Source organism: Mesorhizobium sp. WSM3864 (assembly GCF_002294955.1).
Taxonomy (GTDB): domain Bacteria; phylum Pseudomonadota; class Alphaproteobacteria; order Rhizobiales; family Rhizobiaceae; genus Mesorhizobium.
In genome coordinates this window covers 129,391-150,400 of the sequence record NZ_NSGD01000008.1, presented here as the reverse complement: position 1 = coordinate 150,400, position 21,010 = coordinate 129,391, and the positions used below count along the sequence as shown (strand labels likewise).

Below are 21,010 nucleotides of genomic sequence, written 5' to 3'. Positions count from 1 at the left end.
CCGGCCCGATGCTGTGCATCGTGGCTGGGGGCATCGAATGCCAGAAGAGCCAAATGGCCGCGCATTGAAGACGATCCCGTTCGCTGCCGGCTTTTACGCGCTTTGCGTAAAGAGTCAATTGGCGCAGGCTGCTGCCGCCTTGAGCCCGGCCTTTATCGCCGCCCAGCTTTCGGCAGGCGATGTCGGCCTGTGCTCTTCGGCGATACGGCCGGCCAGCAAATCGCGCCAGGCATCGTCGTCTGTCATCCGTCGGATTGCGCCATACCAGCCGATCTGATCGGTCGAACCGACCGCGGGCATCAGGCCGCCGGTCGCTTCGATCAGCGACGGCGTGGTCGATACGATGACCGGGACCCCGAAATCCAGACACTCCGAAGCGGCATAGCCCCAGCCTTCGATATGCGAGGGGAAAACGCCGAAGCTGGCACTTCGATAATAGCCGATAAGCTCCTCGTCGCTGACCGGACCCGCGAAGACGATCTGCTCTTTCAGCCCCGGATGAGCCTTGAGATAGGCGCTGAGCTCCTCGACCATCCAGCCCCATCGGCCGACGCAGACGAGCTTCGGCAACCGAACGCCTTCGTCGAGCGCCTGCTGCCAGATGCGGGCGAGCATGATGTGGTTCTTCCGGATCTCGACGGTCGAGCAATAAAGGATGTAGGGCTCGCCAGCCTCGAGCCGCGACGTCATCCTCAGCCGCGCGGCCTTCTCATGCAGCAGCGACGGCATCGGGAAGCGATGGACGACCGGCAGATCTATGCCGGCCTTGCGCATGTGATCGCCAAGCATCGTCGCCGCGGTGTCGGAGGTGCAGAAGGCCGCCGCGCCGGACCGCACCAGCCGTTCGAGATTGGGCCCGAAGGCGGCCTGCCATCTGTTCTTGGCGACAAGGTCGGGCCGCATGGTCGGGATCATGTCGTGGCAAAGAAAGGCTATATTGTCGGGGCCGGCGCAAACCGCCGCTAACTTTTCGCCGACCAGCAGCTGGTTGCTGATCAGCACCGTTCGAGGCCCGACATCCTTCGTCGGCTGCGCCGCATCGCCGCGAAGCAAACCCGCCCGGAGACCGGCTCGCCTAGAGAAGCGATAGGCCCGCAGCAACACCTTCGACACCGTGAAGGTGAAGCCGGGACGGCCGTTCGTCACCATTCCCGCAAGCTGGCGATCGGCTTCACTCTTGGCCATTGGATGGCGCCGCACCGATTGGAACCCCTGTCGCAGCGCGGCAGCGGCTTGCAGTCGTGGCCGCTGCCGGAACGGCGCGATCTCGCTGACATCCAACTGCTCCATCTCGAATTTTTCGAGCACCCGGAAACGATGGCTGGAGAGATCGAGCGTCACCACCTCGACATCCGGGTCGGGATCGGTGAGCGCTGCCCTGACCATGAAGTCTTCCAGCCGCTGGATGCCGGCCAGCGCGCCGCGCCAGGCGAGCAGGCCGGTCGCGTCGATGCAGATTTTCCGTCTTTGGCCGCCGGGAGCGTCGGCCGCTTCTGGCAGCAGTGTCGAGTCCTTCTGGGCCATTGCTTCGCGGTCTGTGAGGCGACTTGCGGCTTCTATCCCGATTTGCCGCCCCTAAGATAGCCGGCTGAACGCCATCGCTCTTGCCCGCCGGCCGGCGCTCATGTCAAATCGAGCAAAGGGAAAGAATTCGACGCTCGGGGGGATCTGATGCATGGCGAAGTTCTTCACTATGACGAGCACCAGGGCTTCGGCTTCATCAGCGGCGCCGACGGCAGGCGCTACAGTTTCGCGCGCGAGGACCTGCGTCGCGAGACAACGCTTGCCAGGGGAGCCCAGGTCGAGTTCCAGCCGAACGGCGAACGTGCCGGCAATGTCTTCTCGGTCCGCGGCCGGATGATCGATCCGGTTGACAACGCCGTTCCAGTTCCTGCCCGTCCGCTGCCGGGTAGCTCGCCTGCGGGGCAGCCGCATTTCGGCCGCAACGCCGAGGCCGAAACGGTGGAATCGACCGGCCTCTGGAGCTATTTCTGGCGTGGCGTGACGACGAACTACGTCAACTTCTCCGGCCGCGCCCGGCGCAAGGAGTTCTGGGGCTTTTGCCTGTTCTGGACGATCGGTCTTGTCGTCGCCATCGGCGTCGGCTTCTCCGCGGACCTGTCGCGCGGCAACGTCGAGGGCGGCGGCGATGAGCCGGTCGTCATGTTCAGCCTGCTCGGTCTTTCCGTCCTGCTCACGTTCCTGCCGTGGGTCGCGCTCGTCGTGCGCCGCTTGCATGATCTCGGCCTGACCGGCTGGCTCGCCATCCTCTGCTTCGTGCCTTATGTCGGCTGGCTCGCCACCCTGGTCTTCGGCCTGATCCCGACCCAGGCCGGCGACAACAAGTGGGGGCCGGTGCGGGGCGGAGTCAGATTCTAGCCGCCGCCGTCCTTAGTGCCTCGCCCGACAGCCTGAGGAAGATCTTCTGGCCATGGCGTTCGGCGCCGAGCCGCTCGTAGAAGCGCAGCGCACCCTCGTTCCAGTCCTCGGCGGTGAGGTCGATGCGGCCAATGCGCTTGTCGAGGCAATAGCCGGCGAGAAAGCCGATCAGCGCCTCACCCACTCCCGCGTTTCGTGCCTCTTGGCGTACGAACAGGTCTTTCAAGAACATCAGCCGGTCGAGATCAATGCCCGGATGCGCGATCGCGACCGAGGCCAGGCCGGCCACCTCGCCACCGGCGAAGGCCAGCGCGAAATGCGGATAGGCCGGGCTTTCCTCGCCGAGCCACTGCTTTGCCGTGGCCGTCGCCCGGGCATGGTCGAGCGGTGACTGCCGATAATGCGCCGCCCTTGCGCAAAGCACGGTGGCGAGCGCCTCGGCGTCTTCGGTCGTCGCCCAGCGGACGTCGACCGCCGCCTCTGCCATGGGGATCAGCCCAGGAACTTGGCGATGATGGCGTCGCCCATCTCGGTGGTGCCGACCTCGGTCATGCCCTCGGACATGATGTCCTTGGTGCGCAGGCCGTCGTCGAGCACGGCGGCGATCGCCGCTTCGAGCTTGTCGGCTTCCACCGTCATGCCGAAGGAATAGCGCAGGCACATGGCGAAGGAGGCGATCATGGCGATCGGATTGGCGACGCCCTTGCCGGCGATGTCGGGCGCCGAGCCGTGCACCGGCTCGTAGAGCGCCTTGCGCTTCTTGGTCTTGACGTCCGGCGCGCCGAGCGAGGCCGACGGCAGCATGCCGATCGAGCCGGTGAGCATGGCGGCGATGTCCGAGAGCATGTCGCCGAACAGATTGTCGGTGACGATGACGTCGAACTGTTTTGGCCAGCGCACCAGCTGCATGCCGCCGGCATCGGCCAGCATGTGGTCGAGCTTGACGTCGGCATATTTCGCCTGATGCGTCTGGGTGACCACCTCGTTCCACAGCACGCCCGACTTCATGACGTTGCGCTTTTCCATCGAGGTGACATGGTTCTTGCGCGTGCGTGCCAGCTCGAAAGCGACGCCGGAGATACGCTCGATCTCGAACGTGTCGTAGACCTGGGTGTCGATGCCGCGCTTCTGGCCGTTGCCGAGGTCGATGATCTGCTTCGGCTCGCCGAAATAGACGCCGCCGGTCAGCTCGCGCACGATCAAGATGTCGAGGCCCTCGACCACCTCCTGCTTGAGCGAGGAGGAGGCGGCCAAAGCCGGATAGCAGATCGCCGGACGCAGGTTGGCGAACAGCTCCATGTCCTTGCGCAGGCGCAGCAGGCCGGCCTCGGGGCGCACCTCGTAGGGCACCTTGTCCCATTTCGGCCCGCCGACGGCGCCGAACAGCACGGCATCCGCCACCATCGCCTTTTCCATGTCGGCATCGGAGATCGCCGCGCCATGCGCGTCGTAAGCGCATCCGCCGACCAGCCCCTCGTCGGTGGCAAAGCCGCTGCCGAGCTTCGCGTTCATGGCCGCAATCAACTTCTTCACTTCGGCCATGGCCTCGGGGCCGATGCCGTCGCCGGCGAGCAGGAAGAGATTTTTCGAAGCCATGGAGAACCGTCCTGGGGAGAGATTGAACCGCGGCCTTGCTAAACGCCGGGCGGGCTGTGCGCAAGGGGACGAGCCTCGAGATCCTTCACACCCCCTCTGCCCTGCCAGCGTCTCGCAAGAGGCCGGTAGGCGCGCCATCACCGATGCGACAGGATATTCACCAGCCGCCCGAACGGATCGCGCACATAGAAGCGCCGCACGCCCCAGGGCTCGTCGGCCGGGCCGTATTCGACGGCAAAGCCAGCCTTGCGCATGCGGTCCAGCGCATCATCGACATCGTCGACCTCGATCGAGAGGTCCGGCACCGGCGTGCCCGACCCGCCTTGCGACATGAAGCTGATCTGGACGGCCATGGTCTGCTGGGAGCCGTACGTGGCGATCCAGCCCATATCCATGAGCAGATCGAGGCCAAGCACGCCCTGATAGAAGCGCTTTGCCGCCGCAATGTCGGGCGTTGCGATATTGGCGACGATGCGTCTGACCTTGACCATGGGCCGCTCCTCGCTCCACGCCGTCGTTGTGCCCAGCCGCTTCGCAGCCTGGGCGACAGGCATCAGACAGTGCGCCTGAGCGCCGTCACCTCGATCTCGATCTTCATCTCCGGCTTGTTGAGCTGGCAGACGATCATCGTCGCCGCCGGGCGGATGTCCCCGAACGCCTCGCCGAGGATCGGGAAGACCACGTCAACATAGGCCTGGTCGGTAATATAGTAATGCGCCCGCACCACATCGGCCATGTCGAAGCCGCCGTCGGCAAGGGCCTTGGCGATGGTGGCAAGACAATTGTGCGTCTGCGCCTCGACCGTGTCGGGCATCGTCATCGTGGCATAGTCGTAGCCGGTCGTTCCGGAGACGAAACACCAGTCGCCCTGCACCACCGCGCGCGAATAGCCGGCGGTTTTCTCGAAGGGGGAACCGGTGGAGATCAGCTTGCGCATGGGGGCCTCGCAGGATTTGTTCGGTAATTCTGAAACGCATCCACAGCCCAGTCGTGAGCCAGACAACGCGATGCTGGCGGGACAGAGGGGAGGCGCGAAGGACGCAACCTGGCAATTGACGCTCGGGCTAATTCCCCTGCGCGTCGTCATACGCCTTCTTGATATCCGCCGGCCAGTCCTTCACCGGCGGCCAGGCATTCGGCTCGCCATTGTCGCCGCGGCGGGCGAAATAGACCTTGTGCTTGACCGGGTCGACCGCCATGAAGCCGTCATTGCCGCCGCAGTCATGCGGCACGCAGCCGGTAGCATAGAAGGCGCCGGAAGCGGTCTTTTCGGTGCCGCCGCCGACCAGCAGGCTGGTCGCCATGTCGGGCATATCGTCGCCCAGCAGCGCCTGCGCCGCCTTGTAGACCCCTTCGTTATGGAACGCGTCGATGATGTTGTCGTATTTCGACGCATCGACGTCCTTCCAGGCGGTGCCGGGTTCCGGCGTGTAGGTCAGGTTTCCGGAGGTCGTCAGCCCCTCGGTCGGCGACCATTGCAAGGCCGGCTTGGTTGCTCCGGGCAGCAGGAAAGGCACGAAATAGATGGCGTCGTCGGAAACCGCGGCCGGTGGCGCGCCGCATTCGTCCTGCTCGACCGTCGTGGTCCGGATCTCGCCGTCCTTCGGCTTCCAGACGATGACCTTGGCCGGGCCGCACTGGTTGCCGCCGTCGCCGACATCGACCAGCGCCACGTTGACGTCGCCGATCTTGACGATCCTGTCGAAGGAGACGTCGTAATTGCTGGCCAGCTGCTTGCCGTCATAGGCCAGCACCTTCTCGCCGTCCTGCTCCGGCTGCGTGATGGTGAGCTGGCCGCCCTCGAACGGGATCGGCGCCTGTTTGTCAGCGTCGGCGGGAGCGGCGTCGGAAGTGCTCGATGCGCCTTGATCGGCCGCCCCTTGATCGGCGGCGGGCTGGTCGGAAGGCGCGGGGGCCTGCGGCGCCGTCTGGCTCTGCGCGGTCGGCCCGGACACCGCCAGAAGGATCGCCGCCAAGGCGCAGGCGCCGGCCAGAAGCGGGCGTGTCATGACTGTCCCTCCGTTCAGCCACACGAACCCGGCCGCTTGCGGCCGGGCTATCTATCACCGTGCCTCAGCCGTTCAGGCCCAGGGGCGCAGCTCGGCGTTCTTCTTCTCGAAGGACGCGATGGCGCCGGCCTTCTCCATGGTCAGCCCGATGTCGTCGAGGCCGTTCAAGAGGCAATGGCGCTTGAAGTCGTCGAGATCGAACTTGACCACGCCGCCATCCGGGCCGCGGATCTCCTTGGCTTCGAGGTCGATCGACAGCGTGGCGTTGGAACCGCGCGAGGCGTCGTCCATCAGCTTGTCCAGGTCTTCCGGGCTGACCGTGATCGGCAGGATGCCGTTCTTGAAGCAGTTGTTGTAGAAAATATCGGCGAACGACGTCGAGATGACGCAGCGAATGCCGAAATCGAGCAGCGCCCAGGGCGCGTGCTCGCGGCTCGAGCCGCAGCCGAAATTGTCGCCGGCGACCAGGATCTGCGCCTTGCGATAGGCCGGCTTGTTGAGCACGAAATCCGGGTTCTCCGAGCCGTCGTCCTTGTAGCGCATCTCGGCGAACAGGCCGGTGCCAAGCCCGGTGCGCTTGATCGTCTTCAGATAATCCTTCGGGATGATCATGTCGGTATCGACGTTGACGATCGGCATGGGCGCCGCGACGCCGGTGAGCTTGGTGAATTTGTCCATGGTCCTTACCCGTCTTCTCTCCGCGGGGAATTTTGCGCACGCTTTACACAAAGCCGGCGGCAAATGAAAGGCAACTGTTGTCGCGTGGCTTGGGCGATCGAACACAAGATCGGGATCGGCTGCTTTCAAAATCCCGGCCGATCGGGCACCTTGGCTGCATGGCGCCGACTTCGAAGGTCCTCTACGCAAGCGAGCCCACGCTCGATGTCGGCGAATTCCGCCGCGTGCTGGTGGAATCCGGCCTCGGCGAAACACGGCCGGTCGACGACGAAACTCGGCTGAAGGCGATGCTCGGCAATGCCAATCTGGTGCTGACGGCTCGGCTCGATATCGACGGCAGTCCGCTTCTCGGCGTCGCGCGCGGCGTCACGGACTTCTCCTGGGTGTGCTACATCTCCGAGCTCGCCGTATCGGCTTCGGCGCAGGGGCTCGGCATCGGCAAAGGCCTGATGGACGAGGCACGCCGCCAGCTCGGCACGTCCGTCGCCATCAGCCTGATCTCGATGCCTGACGCGGTCGGCTTCTACGAGCGCATCGGCATGAAACGCATGCCCGACGCCTTCTGGTTCTCCCGCAAGCGCTGATGCCATTCACTGGCAAGTGATCGGTCGATCTGTCGCGACGCTTGACATGCAACCAAATGGTTGCATATTAAGGCCATGAGCATGGATGCCGTCTTTCGCGCTTTGGCCGACCCGACCCGCCGCCAATTGCTGGACAGCCTCTATGCCAGGAACGGACAGACGCTGAACGCGCTCTGCGAGCGGATGGACATGACGCGCCAGGCGGTGACCAAGCACCTGGCAATTCTCGAGGAGGCGAACCTCGTCACCACCGTTCGCCGTGGCCGCGAGAAGGAGCATTACCTCAACCCCGTTCCGATCAACGAGATCGCCGAGCGCTGGATCGGCAAATTCGAGCGCCATCGGCTGGATGCCTTGAGCGACCTGAAGAAACGACTTGAAAGGGAAGAGCCGTGAGCGACAACACTTTCGTCTACGTCACCTACATCCGCACCACGCCCGAAGAGCTTTGGACGGCGCTGACCGATCCGGAGTTCAACCGGCAGTTCTTCCTCTGCTCCTACCAGGAGAGCGACTGGAAGGTGGGTTCGAGCTGGAAGCTGATCTTCCCGGACGGCCGCGTGGCAGACTCGGGCGAGATCCTCGAGATCGATCCGCCCCGGCGTCTGGTCATCAAATGGCGCAACGAATGGCTGCCCGAAGTGAAGGAAGACGGCTACACGCGCTGTACCTTCACCATCGAAAAGGACGGCGAGCTGATGAAGCTTGCCGTCACCCACGAGGCCGACGGCCCGCACCGGCTGATCCCGAACGTGTCCAAGGGCTGGCCGCTGGTGCTGGCGAGCCTCAAGAGCCTGCTGGAGACCGGCAAGGGTTTCGAGCGCCCGCCATCGAAGGGCTGAACGACGCATCGAACGGCCGCGGAGGAGGTTGGCAATGATACTGCCGCATAGCTGGCCGCGCGCCATGGCGAACACCAAGACGGTCATGGCTTCGGCGGAACTTCCCGCTTCGCCGCAACAAGTCGTCACCGCGCTTCTTACCAGCGACGTCGAGCGCTGGTGGGGGTCGGCCGAGACCTACCGGATGATCGGCTGGGCCGCCGATCTGCGCGTCGGCGGATCGTGGCGCGTCATCGTGAGGACGGCCGACGGCAGGACCCTGCCCGCCAGCGGCAGCTTCCTCGAGATCGCGACGGGGCTCAGGGTCGTGCAGACGAGGCGCTACGATTGGGATCACCCGACGCTCGGCCGTCACGAAACGACGGTTGCCTATCTGCTGGAGCCGACCTCTGCCGGCACGCGGCTCACCGTGTGCCATGGCGGCTTCGCCGGCTTCCCGGACGCCGCGGCGGAGCACGCCGAAGGCTGGGCGCGCGTGCTCGGCTGGCTACAGGCACATCTGGGCTGCCGCCTCGCCGCCCGAGCCCCGCCTTGACCTGCAGGCGCGCCTGTCCAGATTGTCGACATGGCCGAAAACAAACCTTTTGTCGGAACAGCCGGATGGACCATACCGGCAGCGCACAGGTCCTCTGTTCCGGCGACGGGCTCGCAATTGGAGCGTTACGCTTCGCGTCTTCCTGTCGTGGAGATCAACTCCTCCTTCTACAAACCGCATCAGCGCGAAACCTATGAGCGCTGGGCGTGCTCGGTCCCGGATCTTTTTCGGTTCTCTGTCAAAATCCCCAAAGCCGCGACCCATGAGCGCCGCCTGGTAGATTGCCATGATCTTCTGGATGCTTTCATGGGTGAGGTCGGAGGTCTAGGTGAAAGGCTGGCCGCGCTCTTGGTCCAGCTGCCGCCCAGTCTGCAGTTCGACAGGCAGATAGCCAAAAAGTTCTTCGCCTTGTTGCACGACAAGATCGACTGCCGCTTGGTCTGCGAACCGCGTCACGCCAGTTGGTTCGAGCCGGGGGCGGATGCTTTGCTGAGCCGCCTCCATGTCGGGCGCCTGGCGGCCGACCCTGCCTCAGTTCCCGCCGCTTCCGCGCCCGGTGGCTGGCATGAGCTCGCCTATTTCCGCTTTCATGGCGCGCCGCATGTCTATTTTTCGGACTACGACGCCGGCCGGCTGTTGGAGATCAGCGCCCAGCTCGCCAGCGCGGGCGCGTCAGCCACCGAGGTATGGTGCATTTTCGACAATACGGCGCGCGGGCATGCGCTCGGCAACGCGCTGGCGGTCGATGCGATTATGCGTCAGATGACGTTCAATTCCCTGAACGCCCGCCCCGCCGCGACGCGCTCATATCCGAACGCCGTGCAATCGATCGTCCGATAGCCGCCATGCACGATGAGTTCCGAGAGCGCCTTGCCCACCGCCGGCGCCTGCTGCAGGCCATGGCCGGAGAAGCCGTTGGCGAAGAGGAAGTTTTCCACCTCCGGATGCGGCCCGATCACCGCGTTCTGGTCGAGGGTGTTGTAATCATAGTGCCCGACCCAGGCGCGTGTCGGCTTGATTGCCTCGAAGGCCGGGACGCGGGTGGCTAAAGTCGGCCAGATCACGTCCTCGAACAGCGGCCACTCGACCTCGAAATCCTTGGGATCGGGTGCATGGTCGCCTTCCTCCGGCTCGGCGCCGCCGGTGAGATAGACCGAGCCTTCCGGCCGCACATAGATGCCGGAGGGATCGACCAGCAGCGGCATGTCGGCATATTTTTCCCGTGCCTCGAAGACGAAGACGTTGCGCTTGCGCGGCTCGACCGGCAGTGCGAGCCCGGCAAAGGCCGCCACCTTGCCGGCGTTCGGGCCGGCGGCGTTGACGATGATGCCCGCTTCCAGCGTCTCGCCATTGTCGAGGGCGACGCCGGTGACCCGACTGCCCTGGCGCGTGATACCGGTGGCCGACGCGGTGATGAAGTCGATCCTCCTCTCGCGCAGCGCTTTGCGGAACAGCATCAGCAGCGCATGCGCGTCGAACCAGCCCTCGCCGCCGCGGCCATAGGCGCCGGCGGAAATGCCTTCGGTCGAAAGCCAGGAGAAGCGGCGGGCGAGCTGGCCTGCATCCTCCAGCACGATATCGGCGCCCTCGGCGATCTGCGCCTCGTGATTGGCCTTGAGGATCGGCAGCCCCGCCTCGCCGGCGAGGATCAGATAACCGCCCTCGCGAAAGCCGATGTCGGCATCGGCGCCGAAAGTCTCTTTCAGCCGCCGGAACAGCTTCAGCGTGAATTGCGACAGGCGGATGTTTTCAGGAATGGAAAATTGCTGGCGGATCGAGGCCAGGGACAGCGTCGTCGCCGCTTGCGAGAATTGCGGATCGCGCTCGATCAGCGCGATGGAGCCGGTAAAACCTTCTTCGCGCAGATAGTAGGCGACCGAGGACCCGACGATGGCGCCGCCGATGATGACGATGTCGTAACGCACTTTGTTCTCCGATTCGCCGGTCCTCACGCGACCGGCAAATTGATCTCGAAGCGCGCGCCGCGTTCGGAGTCAACCAGCGTTATCGTGCCATCATGCGCTTTCAGGAGGGCCAGCACGATGCCGAGGCCCATGCCGGTGCCGCCGGCCTCGCGCCTTGTGGTGAAGAACGGCTCGAAGATTTTTGCGCGATTGGCCGCCGAAATGCCGCCGCCGTCGTCGCCGACATGGAGAGCCACCCTTTCGCCCGCCTTTTCGGCGCCGACCGTCACCTGCTTCGCGCCGTGCCGTGCGGAATTGTCGACGAGGTTGGCGAGCACGATCGCGAGATTCTCGCCCGAGATGCCGAGGCCGATATCGCTGCCCGATTCGACTCGTACCTCCAGCCTGGCGTCGACCGGCAGCAGCGCCAGCGCCGCGCCGATTGTCGTGCTTTCGCCGCTCGGCGCCAGGTTTTCCGCGCGCGCCAGTTCGAGCAGCCGGCGCACCAACAGATTGAGCCGTCCGGCATCGGTGACGATGTTGTTGGAAAAACGCCGTCGCTCGGCCTCGTCCATCGTCCCGCCGGAATCCCTGAGCAGCTCGGCCGCGCCCTGGATCGCCGTCAGCGGCGATTTCAGCTCATGCGAGACATGGGTGGCGAAGGTCTGGATGCTGTCGGAGCGCGCCTGGAGTTTTTGCGCCATGTCGAGGAAGGCGGCCGACAGCGCCGCCATCTCGCGCGTGCCGTGATGGGCGAGCGGCCGCATTGCCTCGCGGTCGCCGGCGGCGATGCGTTTGGTGCGCTCGATCAGCGCATAGATCGGCCGGCTGACGGTGCGGATGAACACCAGCGCGATCAGCAGCGTGCCGCCGAGAATCGCGATCGCCGCGAGCGTGACCTTGCCGCGCTCGCCATAGAGATGTTTCACGATGTTGTTCGGCGTCCGCGACATATAGACCACGCCGGCGACCCTGCCGTCGAGCTCGACCGGCAAGGCGACGAAGACGCGCACCTTGGTGCCGCGACTCACCGAATAGAGCGGCGGCGGCGGCTGGTCGGGAATCCGCAGGCGAAGCTCGCTTGCATAGGCGCCTGCGAGCGCCTGCCGCACCTCCTCGACCTCACCGAAAGACTGTCCGACCTCACCGCCGCCGGCAATCACCACGCCATGCGGATCGAGCAGCCGGAAGCCGGCAAGCGTTGTCTTCTGCGCCTCGTCCAGAATGCCGTCGAGCTTTGCGCCTATGGCCGCGAAGTCCGGATCGGCGGTGGCGGGAACGGCCGCGGGTCGCGACGGCATGACATTGTCGGAGGCAAGGTCGAGCTGCGGCTCGATCGGCTGATAGGGGTAATTATTGTCCTTTGCCGGATCCGCCGAGATCGGCGTTCCCAACCGTTCCGGTGCAATGCCGGCCGCGCGCACCGCATCGGCATAGACGGCGGCAATCACCGCGCCCTGTGCGATGAGCTCGCCCTCGGTCTGGCGGATCAGCTGGTTTTCATAGAGCCGGAAGAAGAACAGCCCGACCAGCGGCAGCGCCATCACCACGATCAGGATGGCGACGACCACGGTGGCGAGCCTGGGCCGCCATTTCTCCTTGCTCAGCCACCGCATCGGCCGAGCCGGAAGCCGACGCCATGCACGGTCGCGATCGCATCCGAACAGCCGACCGCCGCCAGCTTGGCGCGGATGTTGCGGATATGGCTGTCGACGGTGCGTTCCGAGACATGGATGTTGGACTGGTAAGCATTGGCCATCACTGCATCGCGGCCAAGCACATGCTGCGGGCGGCCAAGAAAACCTTTCAGAATCGCGAACTCGATCGCTGTTAGGGTGAGCGGCCTGCCTTCAAAGCTCGCCGCATGGCTTGCCGGAACCAGCACCAGCTTGCCATGCGCGAACCGACGGTCGTCAGCGTCTTCCTCCACCACCGCCGGGCGCGCCCGCCGCAGGATGACGTTGACGCGGGCAACCAGCTCGCGTGGGCTGAACGGTTTCGTCACATAGTCGTCGCCGCCCATTTCAAGGCCGAGGATGCGGTCGATTTCTTCATCGCGGGCCGACAGGAACAGCACCGGCACGTCGGAGCGCTGCCGCAGCCTGCGGCAGACCTCCAGCCCGTCCATTTCCGGCATGCCGATGTCCAGCACGATGAGGTCGGGCGCGCGGCGCTCGACCGCTTGCAGCGCGGCGGCGCCGTCAGCGACGGCGGCCGTCTTCATGCCGGCCTTTTCCAGCGCGAAGCAAATGATCTCGCGGATATGCGGATCGTCGTCGGCGACGAGGATGTTGTGCGGCATGGAATCGGCAGCTCGCTGAATACGGTTTTGTCATGACAGGATTAGCAAGCGGGCCGTGCTTGTCGAGAGCGCGCAAAGGCCGCCAGTCGTGAAAGCTGGCGTCAAGACCGAACCGTCCCGAGCGCCGCCGCTCGCATGGCATGCCGCAGCCGTGATCTTGGGATGAAAGGAAGCATGACCGCCGTTATGCGCGGCCTCTGCGGCTCGACCAACCACCAGCCTTCGTTGCGGAGGCGCCGGGGCAGGGACCAGCGGGATCTGTGATGTGTTCGCATGCCGCCTGTTTCGCCGGCGGCTGCGGAAAGCGCGCGGCGGATTGGAGGAGGTTTTCCGCAAGGATTTGCAGATTTCGTGCAGGAGCAAAGTCGTTTCAGGCTGGCGCCGCCCCTCACCTGCCTGCCGGCATCCTCTCCCCGTATAGTGACGGGGAGAGGGGCGCTGCCATCGCCGGCTTCGCTTCGACAATTAGCCAGAACGCAAATGAGTTCTATGGTGCCGCGCCTTGCCTCACTCGTCTCCAGCCTGCATAGATCGGCCATGACCTCTGACACCTACCGCCCGCGCCGCTCGGTGCTCTACGTGCCCGCTTCAAACGACAAGGCGCTGGCCAAGATCGCCTCGCTCGCCTGCGATACCGTCATCATCGACCTCGAGGATGGCGTGGCGCTGGCCGACAAGGTTTCCGCCCGCCACAAGCTTACCGGCATCCTCGCCGCGCGGCCGGCGCGCCGCTGCGAGATGGTGGTGCGCATCAATCCGCTCGGCAGTGAATGGGGCATCGACGACCTGTTAACCGTCGCCAAGGCAGAGCCCGACGGCATTCTTTTGCCCAAGATCGGCACGCCGCGCGACATCCTCGAGGCCGGCGACCTGCTCGACGACAATTTCGCGCCGGATATCGTTAAACTGTGGGCAATGATCGAGACGCCCAAGGCGCTGCTCAACGTCGGCGCCATCGCCGAGCTTGGCCGCGATCAGGCGTCTCGCCTGGCTTGTTTCGTTGCCGGAACGAACGATCTGGTGAAAGCGACCGGCATTCTGGCAACGCCCGACCGACGCTATCTCACGCCCTGGCTGCTGCAGCTTGTGCTCGCCGCCCGCGCCGGCGGCCTCGACGTGATCGACGGCGTCGCCAACGACTTTCGCGACCTGGACGCCCTGGCGCGGGAATGCGCCGAGGCGGCCGCCATGGGTTTCGACGGCAAATCGCTGATCCACCCCGCCCAGATCGAGCCCGCGAACCGCGCCTTTGCGCCGGCGCCGGAGGCGCTGGCCAGGGCGCGCGCGATCAGGGAGGCGTTCTCACGGCCCGAAAATGCCGGCAAAAGCGTCATTGCGCTGGACGGCCGCATGGTCGAGCGGCTGCATCTGGCGGAAGCCGAGAAACTTCTGGCGAAGGCCGCAATCATCGGCGCATGATACGCTCGAGCGATTCCAGGAAGATAGACAAGCATTGGTCACGACAGGGTCGAAAATGAAACTCTACCGCTTTCTGTCCGGTCCGGACGATTCCACTTTCTGCCATAAGGTGACTTCGGCCCTGAACAAGGGCTGGCACCTGTTCGGCTCGCCGACCTATGCCTATGACAAGACGACCAAGTCGATGCGCTGCGGCCAGGCCGTGGTGAAGGATGTCGAGGGCCAGGAATATACGCCCGACACCAAGCTCAGCGATTGGTAGGAAAGGGCGGCAGCCCTCTCAGTCGTCACCCCGCCGCTGCCTGCTCCGCCGCTTCCTCGATCCGCTCCATGTCGTCGTCCGACAGGCCGAAATGGTGGCCGATTTCGTGGATCAGAACGTGGGTGACGATGTCGCCCAGCGTCTCCTCGTTCTCGGCCCAATAGTCGAGGATGGCGCGGCGGTAGAGCGTGATGCGGTTCGGCCCCTCGCCGGTCTGCGGGTTCCAGCGCTCGGCGATGCCCCGCCCCTCGAACAGGCCAAGCAGGTCGAAGGGCGTCTCCAGCGACAGGTCGTCCATGATCTCGTCGGTCGGAAAATCGGCGATCTGGATGATGATCTCGCCGGTGAGCTTGCGGAACTCCTCCGGCAGATGGGCGTAGGCCTCCAGCGCCAGAAGTTCCATCTCATCCATCGATGGCGAGAGTTGGTCGTGCCAGATGCGGGTCTTGTAGATGCGGGCCATGAGGTTTCCTTTGACCTCGGCATATAGGCTTTCGCGCCGGTCGAGGCAAATGGACCTGGCTGGCTGGGTCTTGGAAGCTGAAAGCCGAAGGAATAAATTCCTTGCGACTCCGCTTGACTCTTCCAGGCCCCTCTGGAATCTATAAGAACATAACAGGAACAACTGCTGCCGGAAGTGAACGTCATGGCGATAAGCGCCGTGGCGCGGGAAACTGTTTTTGCCCTGCGCCGCCAGATCGCGAAGATCGAGGGAACGCTGCCCGAGCGCCTGGAAGCGCCGGCTTCCGGCGCGCCAAAAGCCATTCCAGGAACAGTGCGAAGCGGTTTTCCGTCCGGACTTGCAAAAAAACAAATAGCTGGCGATGCCGCGGGATCGGACGCTACCCCCGAAATCACCATCGTCCGGCGCGGCCTTGCTGTGGCCTCGCCGGATGCCTTCCTGCACACCGGCATAGAACGCCTCGACACCGCCCTCGGCGGGGGCGTGCCCAAGGCGGCGCTCAGTGAAATCCATGGGCTGGAGACCCGCGATGCCGGCGCCGTGGCCGGCTTTGCGCTGTCGCTCGCCAGCCTGATCCTCAAACAGAAGCAGGGCCTGCCGGTCCTCTGGATCGGAACGGCGGAGATTTTCCGCGAGGCCGGCTTTCCCTATGCCAGGGGCCTCCACGCCTTCTTCGGCATCGAGCCCGAACAATTGCTGTTTTCCGAAGCGCCGAAACTGGTCGACGCGCTGTGGATCGCCGAGGAGGCCGCCCGCATGACGGCCTTCGCCGCCGTCATCCTCGAGATCCGCGGCAGCCCCCGGCTTCTCGACCTTACCGCGACGCGGCGGCTGCACGCCCGCGCCCAGAGCGCCGGCCGGCCAGTATTTTTGCTGCGTCAGGCCGGCCAGGCCGAGCCCACCGCGGCGCCCGTGCGCCTCATTGTTTCGGCAGCGCCCGCGGCGAGCCGCGAAACGCTCGCCGGCGCGCTGGCCGGCTCGATCGGCCGCCCCGCCTTCACCGTCGATATCGGCAAGAGCCGCACGGCCCTGCCCGGACAATTCACACTGGAGTGGAACCCCGATGAGCACGCTTTTGCCGAAAGAAGGCCCGAGGAAGAGCGGGCAACGAATTCTGTCGCTGTGGTTCCCCTATCTTTGCGCGGAGCGGATCCTGCGCCAGCGTCTGGGGCGGTCCTGGCGTTCCCGGCCCTCGCATCACCTGCCCTCATCTTACCCACCGCTTGTGATCAGCCATCGCGACAGCAACGCCCAGCGCATCGCAGCCCTCGACGAGCGGGCTGAGGCGCTGAAGCTGAAGCGCGGCATGGGCATTGCCGACGCCCGCGCCATGCATCCGTCGATCGATGTGGTGGAGGCCGATCCGGAGGCCGACCGCCGTCTGCTCGAAGGCCTCGCCGACTGGTGCGACCGCTACACGCCGCTGGTGGCGATCGACGGCGAGGACGGGCTGTTTCTCGACGTCACCGGCTGCACGCACCTGTTTGGTGGCGAGCGGGCCATGCAAGACGAGATCCTCACCCGTTTCTTCCAGCAGGGTTTCGATGTTCGCGCCGGCCTCGCCTCGACGCCGGGCGCCGCCTGGGCGGCGGCGCGCTTCCACGGCGACCGCATTGTTGCCGGCGGCGAGGAGGCGGCGCTGCTTTCGCCCCTGCCGCTTTCGGCGCTGCGCATCGCGCCCGAAACCCGCGCCAGCCTGGAAAGCGTCGGCCTGCGCACGGCGGGCGCGGTGATGGCCGCACCCCGCGCGCCGCTCGCCCGCCGCTTCGGCGCCACCTTGCTTCTGCGCCTCGACCAGGCGCTCGGCCGGCTCGACGAGGCGGTGTCGCCGCGCCTTCCCGTGGCACCGCTCTCGGTCGAGCGCCATCTTGCCGAGCCGATCGTGCTCACCGACGACATCGAGCGGCTGGTGAGCCGGCTTGCCGTTGCCTTGAAGGCCGACCTCGAGCGCCGCGGCGAAGGCGCGCGGGCGCTCGCCCTTCTCCTCTTTCGCGTCGACGGCCTCGTCAGCCGCATCGCGGTTGGCACCTCGCGCCCCATGCGCGAGCCGCAGCTGATCCGAAAGCTGTTTCACGAACGGCTGACCGCGCTGGAACAGACCATCGATGCCGGCTTCGGCTTCGACCTCGTGCGGCTGTCGGTGCTTTCGGTCGCCGCCTTCGACATGCTGCAGGGCGACCTTGCCGGCGAGACAAGCGACGATGACGCCGACATCGCTTTATTCGCCGACCGCGTGCGTGCCCGTCTCGGCGAAGCCGCCGTGCTGAAGCCGGTCATCGTCGATAGCCACCTGCCGGAGCGCGCCGTTACCACGGTTCCTTTCGCGGAGGCGCCGCAAAGGCGCATGCCGCCGAAGCCCGACCGGACAGCACCTCCGATGACCATCTTCCCGCCGGAGCGGCCGGTACGGCTGTTCCGCTCGCCCGAGCCGATCGAGGTGCCGGCGACCGAGATCCCCGAGGGCCCGCCGATGAATTTCCGCTGGCGGCGCGCGCTTTACCGCGTCGCCCGCGCCGAAGGGCCGGAGCGCATCGCCGCCGAATGGTGGCGGCAGATGCCCGGCGAGGAAGAGGCGCCGACGCGCGACTATTACCGCATCGAGGACAGCGAGGGGCGCCGCTACTGGCTCTACCGCCAGGGCCTCTACAGCAGCGCCTCGCAGGCCGCGCCGCGCTGGTTCATGCACGGCGTCTTCGCATGAACGCGCTGACCGCCATCCCCTATGCCGAGTTCGGCATCCAGTCGAACTTTTCCTTCCTGCGCGGCGCCTCGAAGCCCGAGGAGCTGGTGGTCACGGCGAAATTCTATGGCTTTTCCTCGATCGGCCTTGCCGACCGCAACACGGTCGCCGGCGTCGTGCGGGCCTGGCAGCAGGCCAGGGTCGAGAAGCTGCCCTATCATCCCGGTTGCCGCCTGGTTTTTTGCGACGGCACGCCGGACATTCTGGCTTACCCCCGCAACCGCAAGGGCTGGGGACATCTCTGCCGCATGCTGACGCAGGCCAATCTGCGCGACGAGAACGAGAAGGGCGCGACGCTGCTCGAACTCAACGACCTTCTCGAATGGGGCGATCTGATGTCGCTGGCGATCCTGCCCAACCTGTCGGGAGGCGCGGAAGACAATCTGACGCTCATTAGCCGGCTTAAGGATCGTTTCGGCGCCGCGCTTCGGCTTGCCGTGGCGCCTGATTACGGCGGCAACGACCGCTTCCGCATCGAGCAGGCGGCGGCGATGGCCCAACATCTGCACATCCCGCTGATGGCGACCAACGACGTGCTCTATCATGCCGCCGACCGCCGCCCGCTGCAGGACGTGCTGACCGCGATCCGCCTCAACACGCCGGTTTCCGAGGTCGGGCTGGAGCTGACGGCAAATGCCGAGCGTCATCTGAAGACGCCGCTGGAGATGGCGCGGCTTTTCCGCCGGCACCCTGAAGCGCTGGCGGAGACGCTGCGCTTCGCCGACGAGCTCACCTTCTCGCTCAGCGACCTCGAATACAATTATCCGGACGAGCCGACGGAATCCGGCCTCGGACCGCAGGCCGAGCTCGAACGCCTAGCGCGGGAAGGAGCGGCCGTGCGCTATCCGGCCGGAATCCCGGAAGAAGTGCTGCGGCGCATCGGCAGCGAGCTCGCTCTGATCGAGCGGCTGAACTATGCGCGCTATTTCCTGACCGTCTATGACATCGTGAAATTCGCCCGCAGCAAGGGTATCCTTTGCCAGGGGCGCGGCTCGGCCGCCAATTCGGTCATTTGCTTCTGCATCGGCATCACCGAGGTCGGCCCTGACCGGATCGATGCCCTCTTCGAGCGCTTCATCTCCGAGAAACGTAACGAGCCTCCCGACATCGACGTCGACTTCGAGCATGAACGGCGCGACGAGGTCATCGCTTATATTTACGAGAAATACAGCGCCAAGCGCACGGCGCTGGCCGCCGCCGTCATCAGCTATCGCGGCCGCTCCGCCCTGCGCGAGGTGGCGAAGGCCATGGGCTTGTCCGAAGACGTCAGGAGCGCCCTGTCGAGCACCATCTGGGGCTGGTCGACCTCGGAGCTCGGCGAAAGGGAAGCCAATGCCGGCGGCCTCGACCGCGCCGATCCGCTGTCGCGGCAGGTGCTGGAACGCGCCAACGAGATCATCGGCTTCCCCCGCCATCTCTCCCAGCATGTCGGCGGCTTCGTCATCACCCGCGACCGGCTCGACGAGGTCGTGCCCATCGTCAAGACGGCGATGGAAGAGCGCAAGATGGTCGAGTGGGACAAGGACGATCTCGACGCGGTCAAGATCCTCAAGGTGGATGTGCTGGCGCTCGGCATGCTGACCTGCCTGAAGCGAGCCCTGACCTTGCTCACGCATCATTATCCGCAGGCGCGTGACAAATACGGCCGGCCGCATCAGTTGAGCTCGCTGCCGCCGGAGGACCCTCGCGTCTACGACATGATCTGCCGGGCCGACACGCTGGGCGTCTTCCAGATCGAATCGCGCGCCCAGATGTCGATGCTGCCGCGGCTTCAACCGCGTGAATTCTACGATCTCGTCATCGAGGTGGCGATCGTGCGGCCCGGCCCGATCCAGGGCGACATGGTGCACCCCTATCTGCGTAGACGGCAGGGCAAGGAGAAAGCCGAATACCCGAAGCCGGAATTGAAGGAGATTCTCGGCAAGACGCTGGGCGTGCCGCTGTTCCAGGAGCAGGCGATGAAGATCGCCATCGTTGCCGGCGGCTTCCAGCCGGGCGAGGCCGATGAGCTGCGGCGCGCAATGGCCACCTTCAAGCGCACCGGCACGATCGGCAACTACCGCCAGCGCATGATCGACGGCATGGTCGACAAGGGCTACCAAAAGGAATTCGCCGAGCGTTGCTTCAAGCAGATCGAAGGCTTTGGCGAATATGGCTTTCCGGAAAGCCACGCCGCCTCCTTCGCGCTGCTGGTCTATGCCTCCTGCTGGTTCAAGACCTTCTATCCCGACGTGTTCTGCGCCGCGATTTTGAACTCGCAGCCGATGGGGTTCTATCAGCCGGCCCAGCTCGTTCGCGACGCGCGCGACCATGGCGTGGAGGTGCGTGAGGTCGATATCAACCATTCCCTCTGGGATTGCACGCTGGAGAAGTCCGGTTTCGATCCTTCGCGCATCCTCGAACGCCATGCCTCGATGCGCGGCGTCATCGAGACGGCTCATGCGGTGCGGCTTGGCTTCCGTCAGATCAAGGGGCTTTCGGAGGAAGGGATGGAGGCCGCCGTCGCCCGGCGCGGCGACGGCTATCGATCGGTCAGGGATGTCTGGCTGCGTTCAGGCCTCGATGTCGGCGAGATCGAAAGGCTGGCCCAGGCAGACGCCTTCCGCTCGCTCGGCCTCGACCGACGCGCGGCGCTCTGGGAGGTGCGCGCGCTGGACGGCAGGAGCGCTGCCGAGAAACTGCCGCTGTTCGACCAGCCCACGCTCCGACTGCGCGAGCTGGAGCCCGAGACGAAGCTGCCGAAAATGCCGCTCGGCGAGCATGTCGTCCACGACTATCGCTCGCTCGGCCTGTCGCTGAAGGAACATCCCGTCGCCTTCCTGCGCGAGCGGCTTGACCGCGCCGGCATCACCCCTAATGTCCGCCTGCCGTCGGTGCGCGACGGCCGCCGCGTCACCGTCGCCGGCCTGGTGCTGGTGCGCCAGCGCCCCGGCAAGGGCAATGCGATCTTCCTAACGCTGGAGGACGAAAAGGCGATCGCCAATGTCATCATCTGGCCGCGCGTCTTCGACCGCTTCCGCTCTATCGTGATGGGCGCACGCTTCATCCGCGTCACCGGCAAGCTGCAGCAGGAATCGGATGTCATCCACATCGTCGCCGACAGGATCGAGGATTTGACGCCCTGGCTGAGCGTCCTCCTGCAGGAGCCGCCCACCATCGAGCATCAGCCCGCCGGGTCATCGAATGGACCGGAGCGCTCCGCGAACCGCGGCCTGCCGGGGCGGCAGCATGTCGACGCCCTGTCGGGCGCGGCGCAACAGGTCATGCCCAAGGGGCGCAATTTCCAGTAGCGGCAAC

The 21,010-nt window shown here is 65.3% G+C and carries 22 protein-coding genes; 11 read left to right on the top strand and 11 right to left on the bottom strand.

Going from position 1 to position 21,010, the window contains the following annotated elements:
* Window positions 1-114: 114 nt before the first annotated feature.
* Entirely contained in the window at window positions 115-1,524 is a 1,410-nt protein-coding gene (locus tag CK215_RS18440) for a glycosyltransferase (protein WP_095831762.1), read from the bottom strand.
* A 147-nt stretch (window positions 1,525-1,671) separates the two neighbouring features.
* Between CK215_RS18440 and CK215_RS18435 the strand changes: the two genes are divergently transcribed.
* Window positions 1,672-2,379 carry a DUF805 domain-containing protein gene (locus CK215_RS18435; protein ID WP_095831761.1) on the top strand — a complete coding sequence of 236 codons (708 nt, stop codon included), beginning with the start codon at window positions 1,672-1,674 and terminating at the stop codon, window positions 2,377-2,379.
* On the opposite strand, the gene CK215_RS18430 is transcribed toward CK215_RS18435, so the two are convergent.
* The 6 genes from CK215_RS18430 to leuD all read right to left on the bottom strand — a co-directional run bounded on the left by CK215_RS18430 (window position 2,369) and on the right by leuD (window position 6,662).
* Entirely contained in the window at window positions 2,369-2,866 is a 498-nt protein-coding gene (locus tag CK215_RS18430; RefSeq protein ID WP_095831760.1) for a GNAT family N-acetyltransferase, read from the bottom strand. The genes CK215_RS18435 and CK215_RS18430 overlap by 11 nt on opposite strands.
* A gap of 5 nt (window positions 2,867-2,871) precedes the next feature.
* Window positions 2,872-3,975: a 3-isopropylmalate dehydrogenase gene (leuB, locus tag CK215_RS18425; protein ID WP_095831759.1), complete on the bottom strand. Its 1,104-nt coding sequence runs from the start codon at window positions 3,973-3,975 to the stop codon at window positions 2,872-2,874.
* 137 nt (window positions 3,976-4,112) lie between these two features.
* A complete protein-coding gene (locus CK215_RS18420) occupies window positions 4,113-4,466 on the bottom strand; it encodes a VOC family protein (protein WP_095831817.1) in 354 nt (117 codons plus the stop codon).
* Between the two features lie 62 nt (window positions 4,467-4,528).
* On the bottom strand, window positions 4,529-4,912 hold the full coding sequence (locus tag CK215_RS18415) for a RidA family protein (RefSeq protein WP_066991649.1): 384 nt from the start codon (window positions 4,910-4,912) through the stop codon (window positions 4,529-4,531).
* A gap of 127 nt (window positions 4,913-5,039) precedes the next feature.
* A complete protein-coding gene (locus CK215_RS18410; protein ID WP_095831758.1) occupies window positions 5,040-5,984 on the bottom strand; it encodes a hypothetical protein in 945 nt (314 codons plus the stop codon).
* A gap of 72 nt (window positions 5,985-6,056) precedes the next feature.
* A complete protein-coding gene (leuD, locus tag CK215_RS18405) occupies window positions 6,057-6,662 on the bottom strand; it encodes a 3-isopropylmalate dehydratase small subunit (protein WP_066991643.1) in 606 nt (201 codons plus the stop codon).
* 158 nt (window positions 6,663-6,820) lie between these two features.
* On the opposite strand from leuD, the gene CK215_RS18400 reads away from it, so the two are divergent.
* From CK215_RS18400 to CK215_RS18380, 5 genes are all read left to right on the top strand, one after another.
* Complete coding sequence (locus CK215_RS18400) at window positions 6,821-7,246, top strand: GNAT family N-acetyltransferase (RefSeq protein WP_095776711.1); 426 nt, start codon at window positions 6,821-6,823, stop codon at window positions 7,244-7,246.
* Between the two features lie 75 nt (window positions 7,247-7,321).
* Window positions 7,322-7,642, top strand: coding sequence for a metalloregulator ArsR/SmtB family transcription factor (locus CK215_RS18395; RefSeq protein ID WP_095809696.1), 321 nt, complete (start codon window positions 7,322-7,324; stop codon window positions 7,640-7,642).
* Window positions 7,639-8,088, top strand: a complete 450-nt coding sequence (locus CK215_RS18390) for an SRPBCC family protein (protein WP_095831757.1) — start codon at window positions 7,639-7,641, stop codon at window positions 8,086-8,088. Before CK215_RS18395 ends, CK215_RS18390 begins: the two co-directional genes overlap by 4 nt.
* 34 nt (window positions 8,089-8,122) lie before the next feature.
* A complete protein-coding gene (locus CK215_RS18385) occupies window positions 8,123-8,623 on the top strand; it encodes an SRPBCC domain-containing protein (RefSeq protein WP_095831756.1) in 501 nt (166 codons plus the stop codon).
* Window positions 8,624-8,653: 30 nt separating this feature from the next.
* A complete protein-coding gene (locus CK215_RS18380; protein WP_095831755.1) occupies window positions 8,654-9,463 on the top strand; it encodes a DUF72 domain-containing protein in 810 nt (269 codons plus the stop codon).
* On the opposite strand, the gene CK215_RS18375 is transcribed toward CK215_RS18380, so the two are convergent.
* From CK215_RS18375 to CK215_RS18365, 3 genes are read right to left on the bottom strand one after another with little or no spacing between them, the layout of a single operon-like run.
* A complete protein-coding gene (locus CK215_RS18375) occupies window positions 9,382-10,548 on the bottom strand; it encodes an FAD-binding oxidoreductase (protein WP_095777063.1) in 1,167 nt (388 codons plus the stop codon). The two genes, CK215_RS18380 and CK215_RS18375, sit on opposite strands and share 82 nt — an antisense overlap.
* A 23-nt stretch (window positions 10,549-10,571) precedes the next feature.
* Window positions 10,572-12,143, bottom strand: a complete 1,572-nt coding sequence (locus CK215_RS18370) for a HAMP domain-containing sensor histidine kinase (protein WP_095831754.1) — start codon at window positions 12,141-12,143, stop codon at window positions 10,572-10,574.
* Entirely contained in the window at window positions 12,131-12,829 is a 699-nt protein-coding gene (locus CK215_RS18365) for a response regulator transcription factor (protein ID WP_095782764.1), read from the bottom strand. Before CK215_RS18365 ends, CK215_RS18370 begins: the two co-directional genes overlap by 13 nt.
* A 537-nt stretch (window positions 12,830-13,366) precedes the next feature.
* Between CK215_RS18365 and CK215_RS18360 the strand changes: the two genes are divergently transcribed.
* Together CK215_RS18360 and CK215_RS18355 are read left to right on the top strand one after the other, a co-directional pair.
* Complete coding sequence (locus CK215_RS18360; protein WP_245418731.1) at window positions 13,367-14,248, top strand: CoA ester lyase; 882 nt, start codon at window positions 13,367-13,369, stop codon at window positions 14,246-14,248.
* A gap of 55 nt (window positions 14,249-14,303) precedes the next feature.
* Window positions 14,304-14,510, top strand: coding sequence for a DUF1737 domain-containing protein (locus CK215_RS18355; protein WP_095831752.1), 207 nt, complete (start codon window positions 14,304-14,306; stop codon window positions 14,508-14,510).
* A 25-nt stretch (window positions 14,511-14,535) separates the two neighbouring features.
* Here the strand turns inward: CK215_RS18355 and CK215_RS18350 are convergent, their stop codons facing one another.
* Window positions 14,536-14,973, bottom strand: coding sequence for a metallopeptidase family protein (locus CK215_RS18350; protein WP_066991616.1), 438 nt, complete (start codon window positions 14,971-14,973; stop codon window positions 14,536-14,538).
* 183 nt (window positions 14,974-15,156) lie between these two features.
* Between CK215_RS18350 and CK215_RS31830 the strand changes: the two genes are divergently transcribed.
* The 3 genes from CK215_RS31830 to CK215_RS18335 are packed head-to-tail and all read left to right on the top strand — an operon-like array spanning window position 15,157 to window position 21,003.
* Entirely contained in the window at window positions 15,157-16,257 is a 1,101-nt protein-coding gene (locus CK215_RS31830) for a hypothetical protein (protein WP_095831816.1), read from the top strand.
* Entirely contained in the window at window positions 16,199-17,674 is a 1,476-nt protein-coding gene (locus CK215_RS18340) for a DUF6504 family protein (protein ID WP_095831751.1), read from the top strand. The genes CK215_RS31830 and CK215_RS18340 overlap by 59 nt, the downstream gene beginning before the upstream one ends.
* A complete protein-coding gene (locus CK215_RS18335; RefSeq protein ID WP_095831750.1) occupies window positions 17,671-21,003 on the top strand; it encodes an error-prone DNA polymerase in 3,333 nt (1,110 codons plus the stop codon). Before CK215_RS18340 ends, CK215_RS18335 begins: the two co-directional genes overlap by 4 nt.
* Window positions 21,004-21,010: the final 7 nt, after the last annotated feature.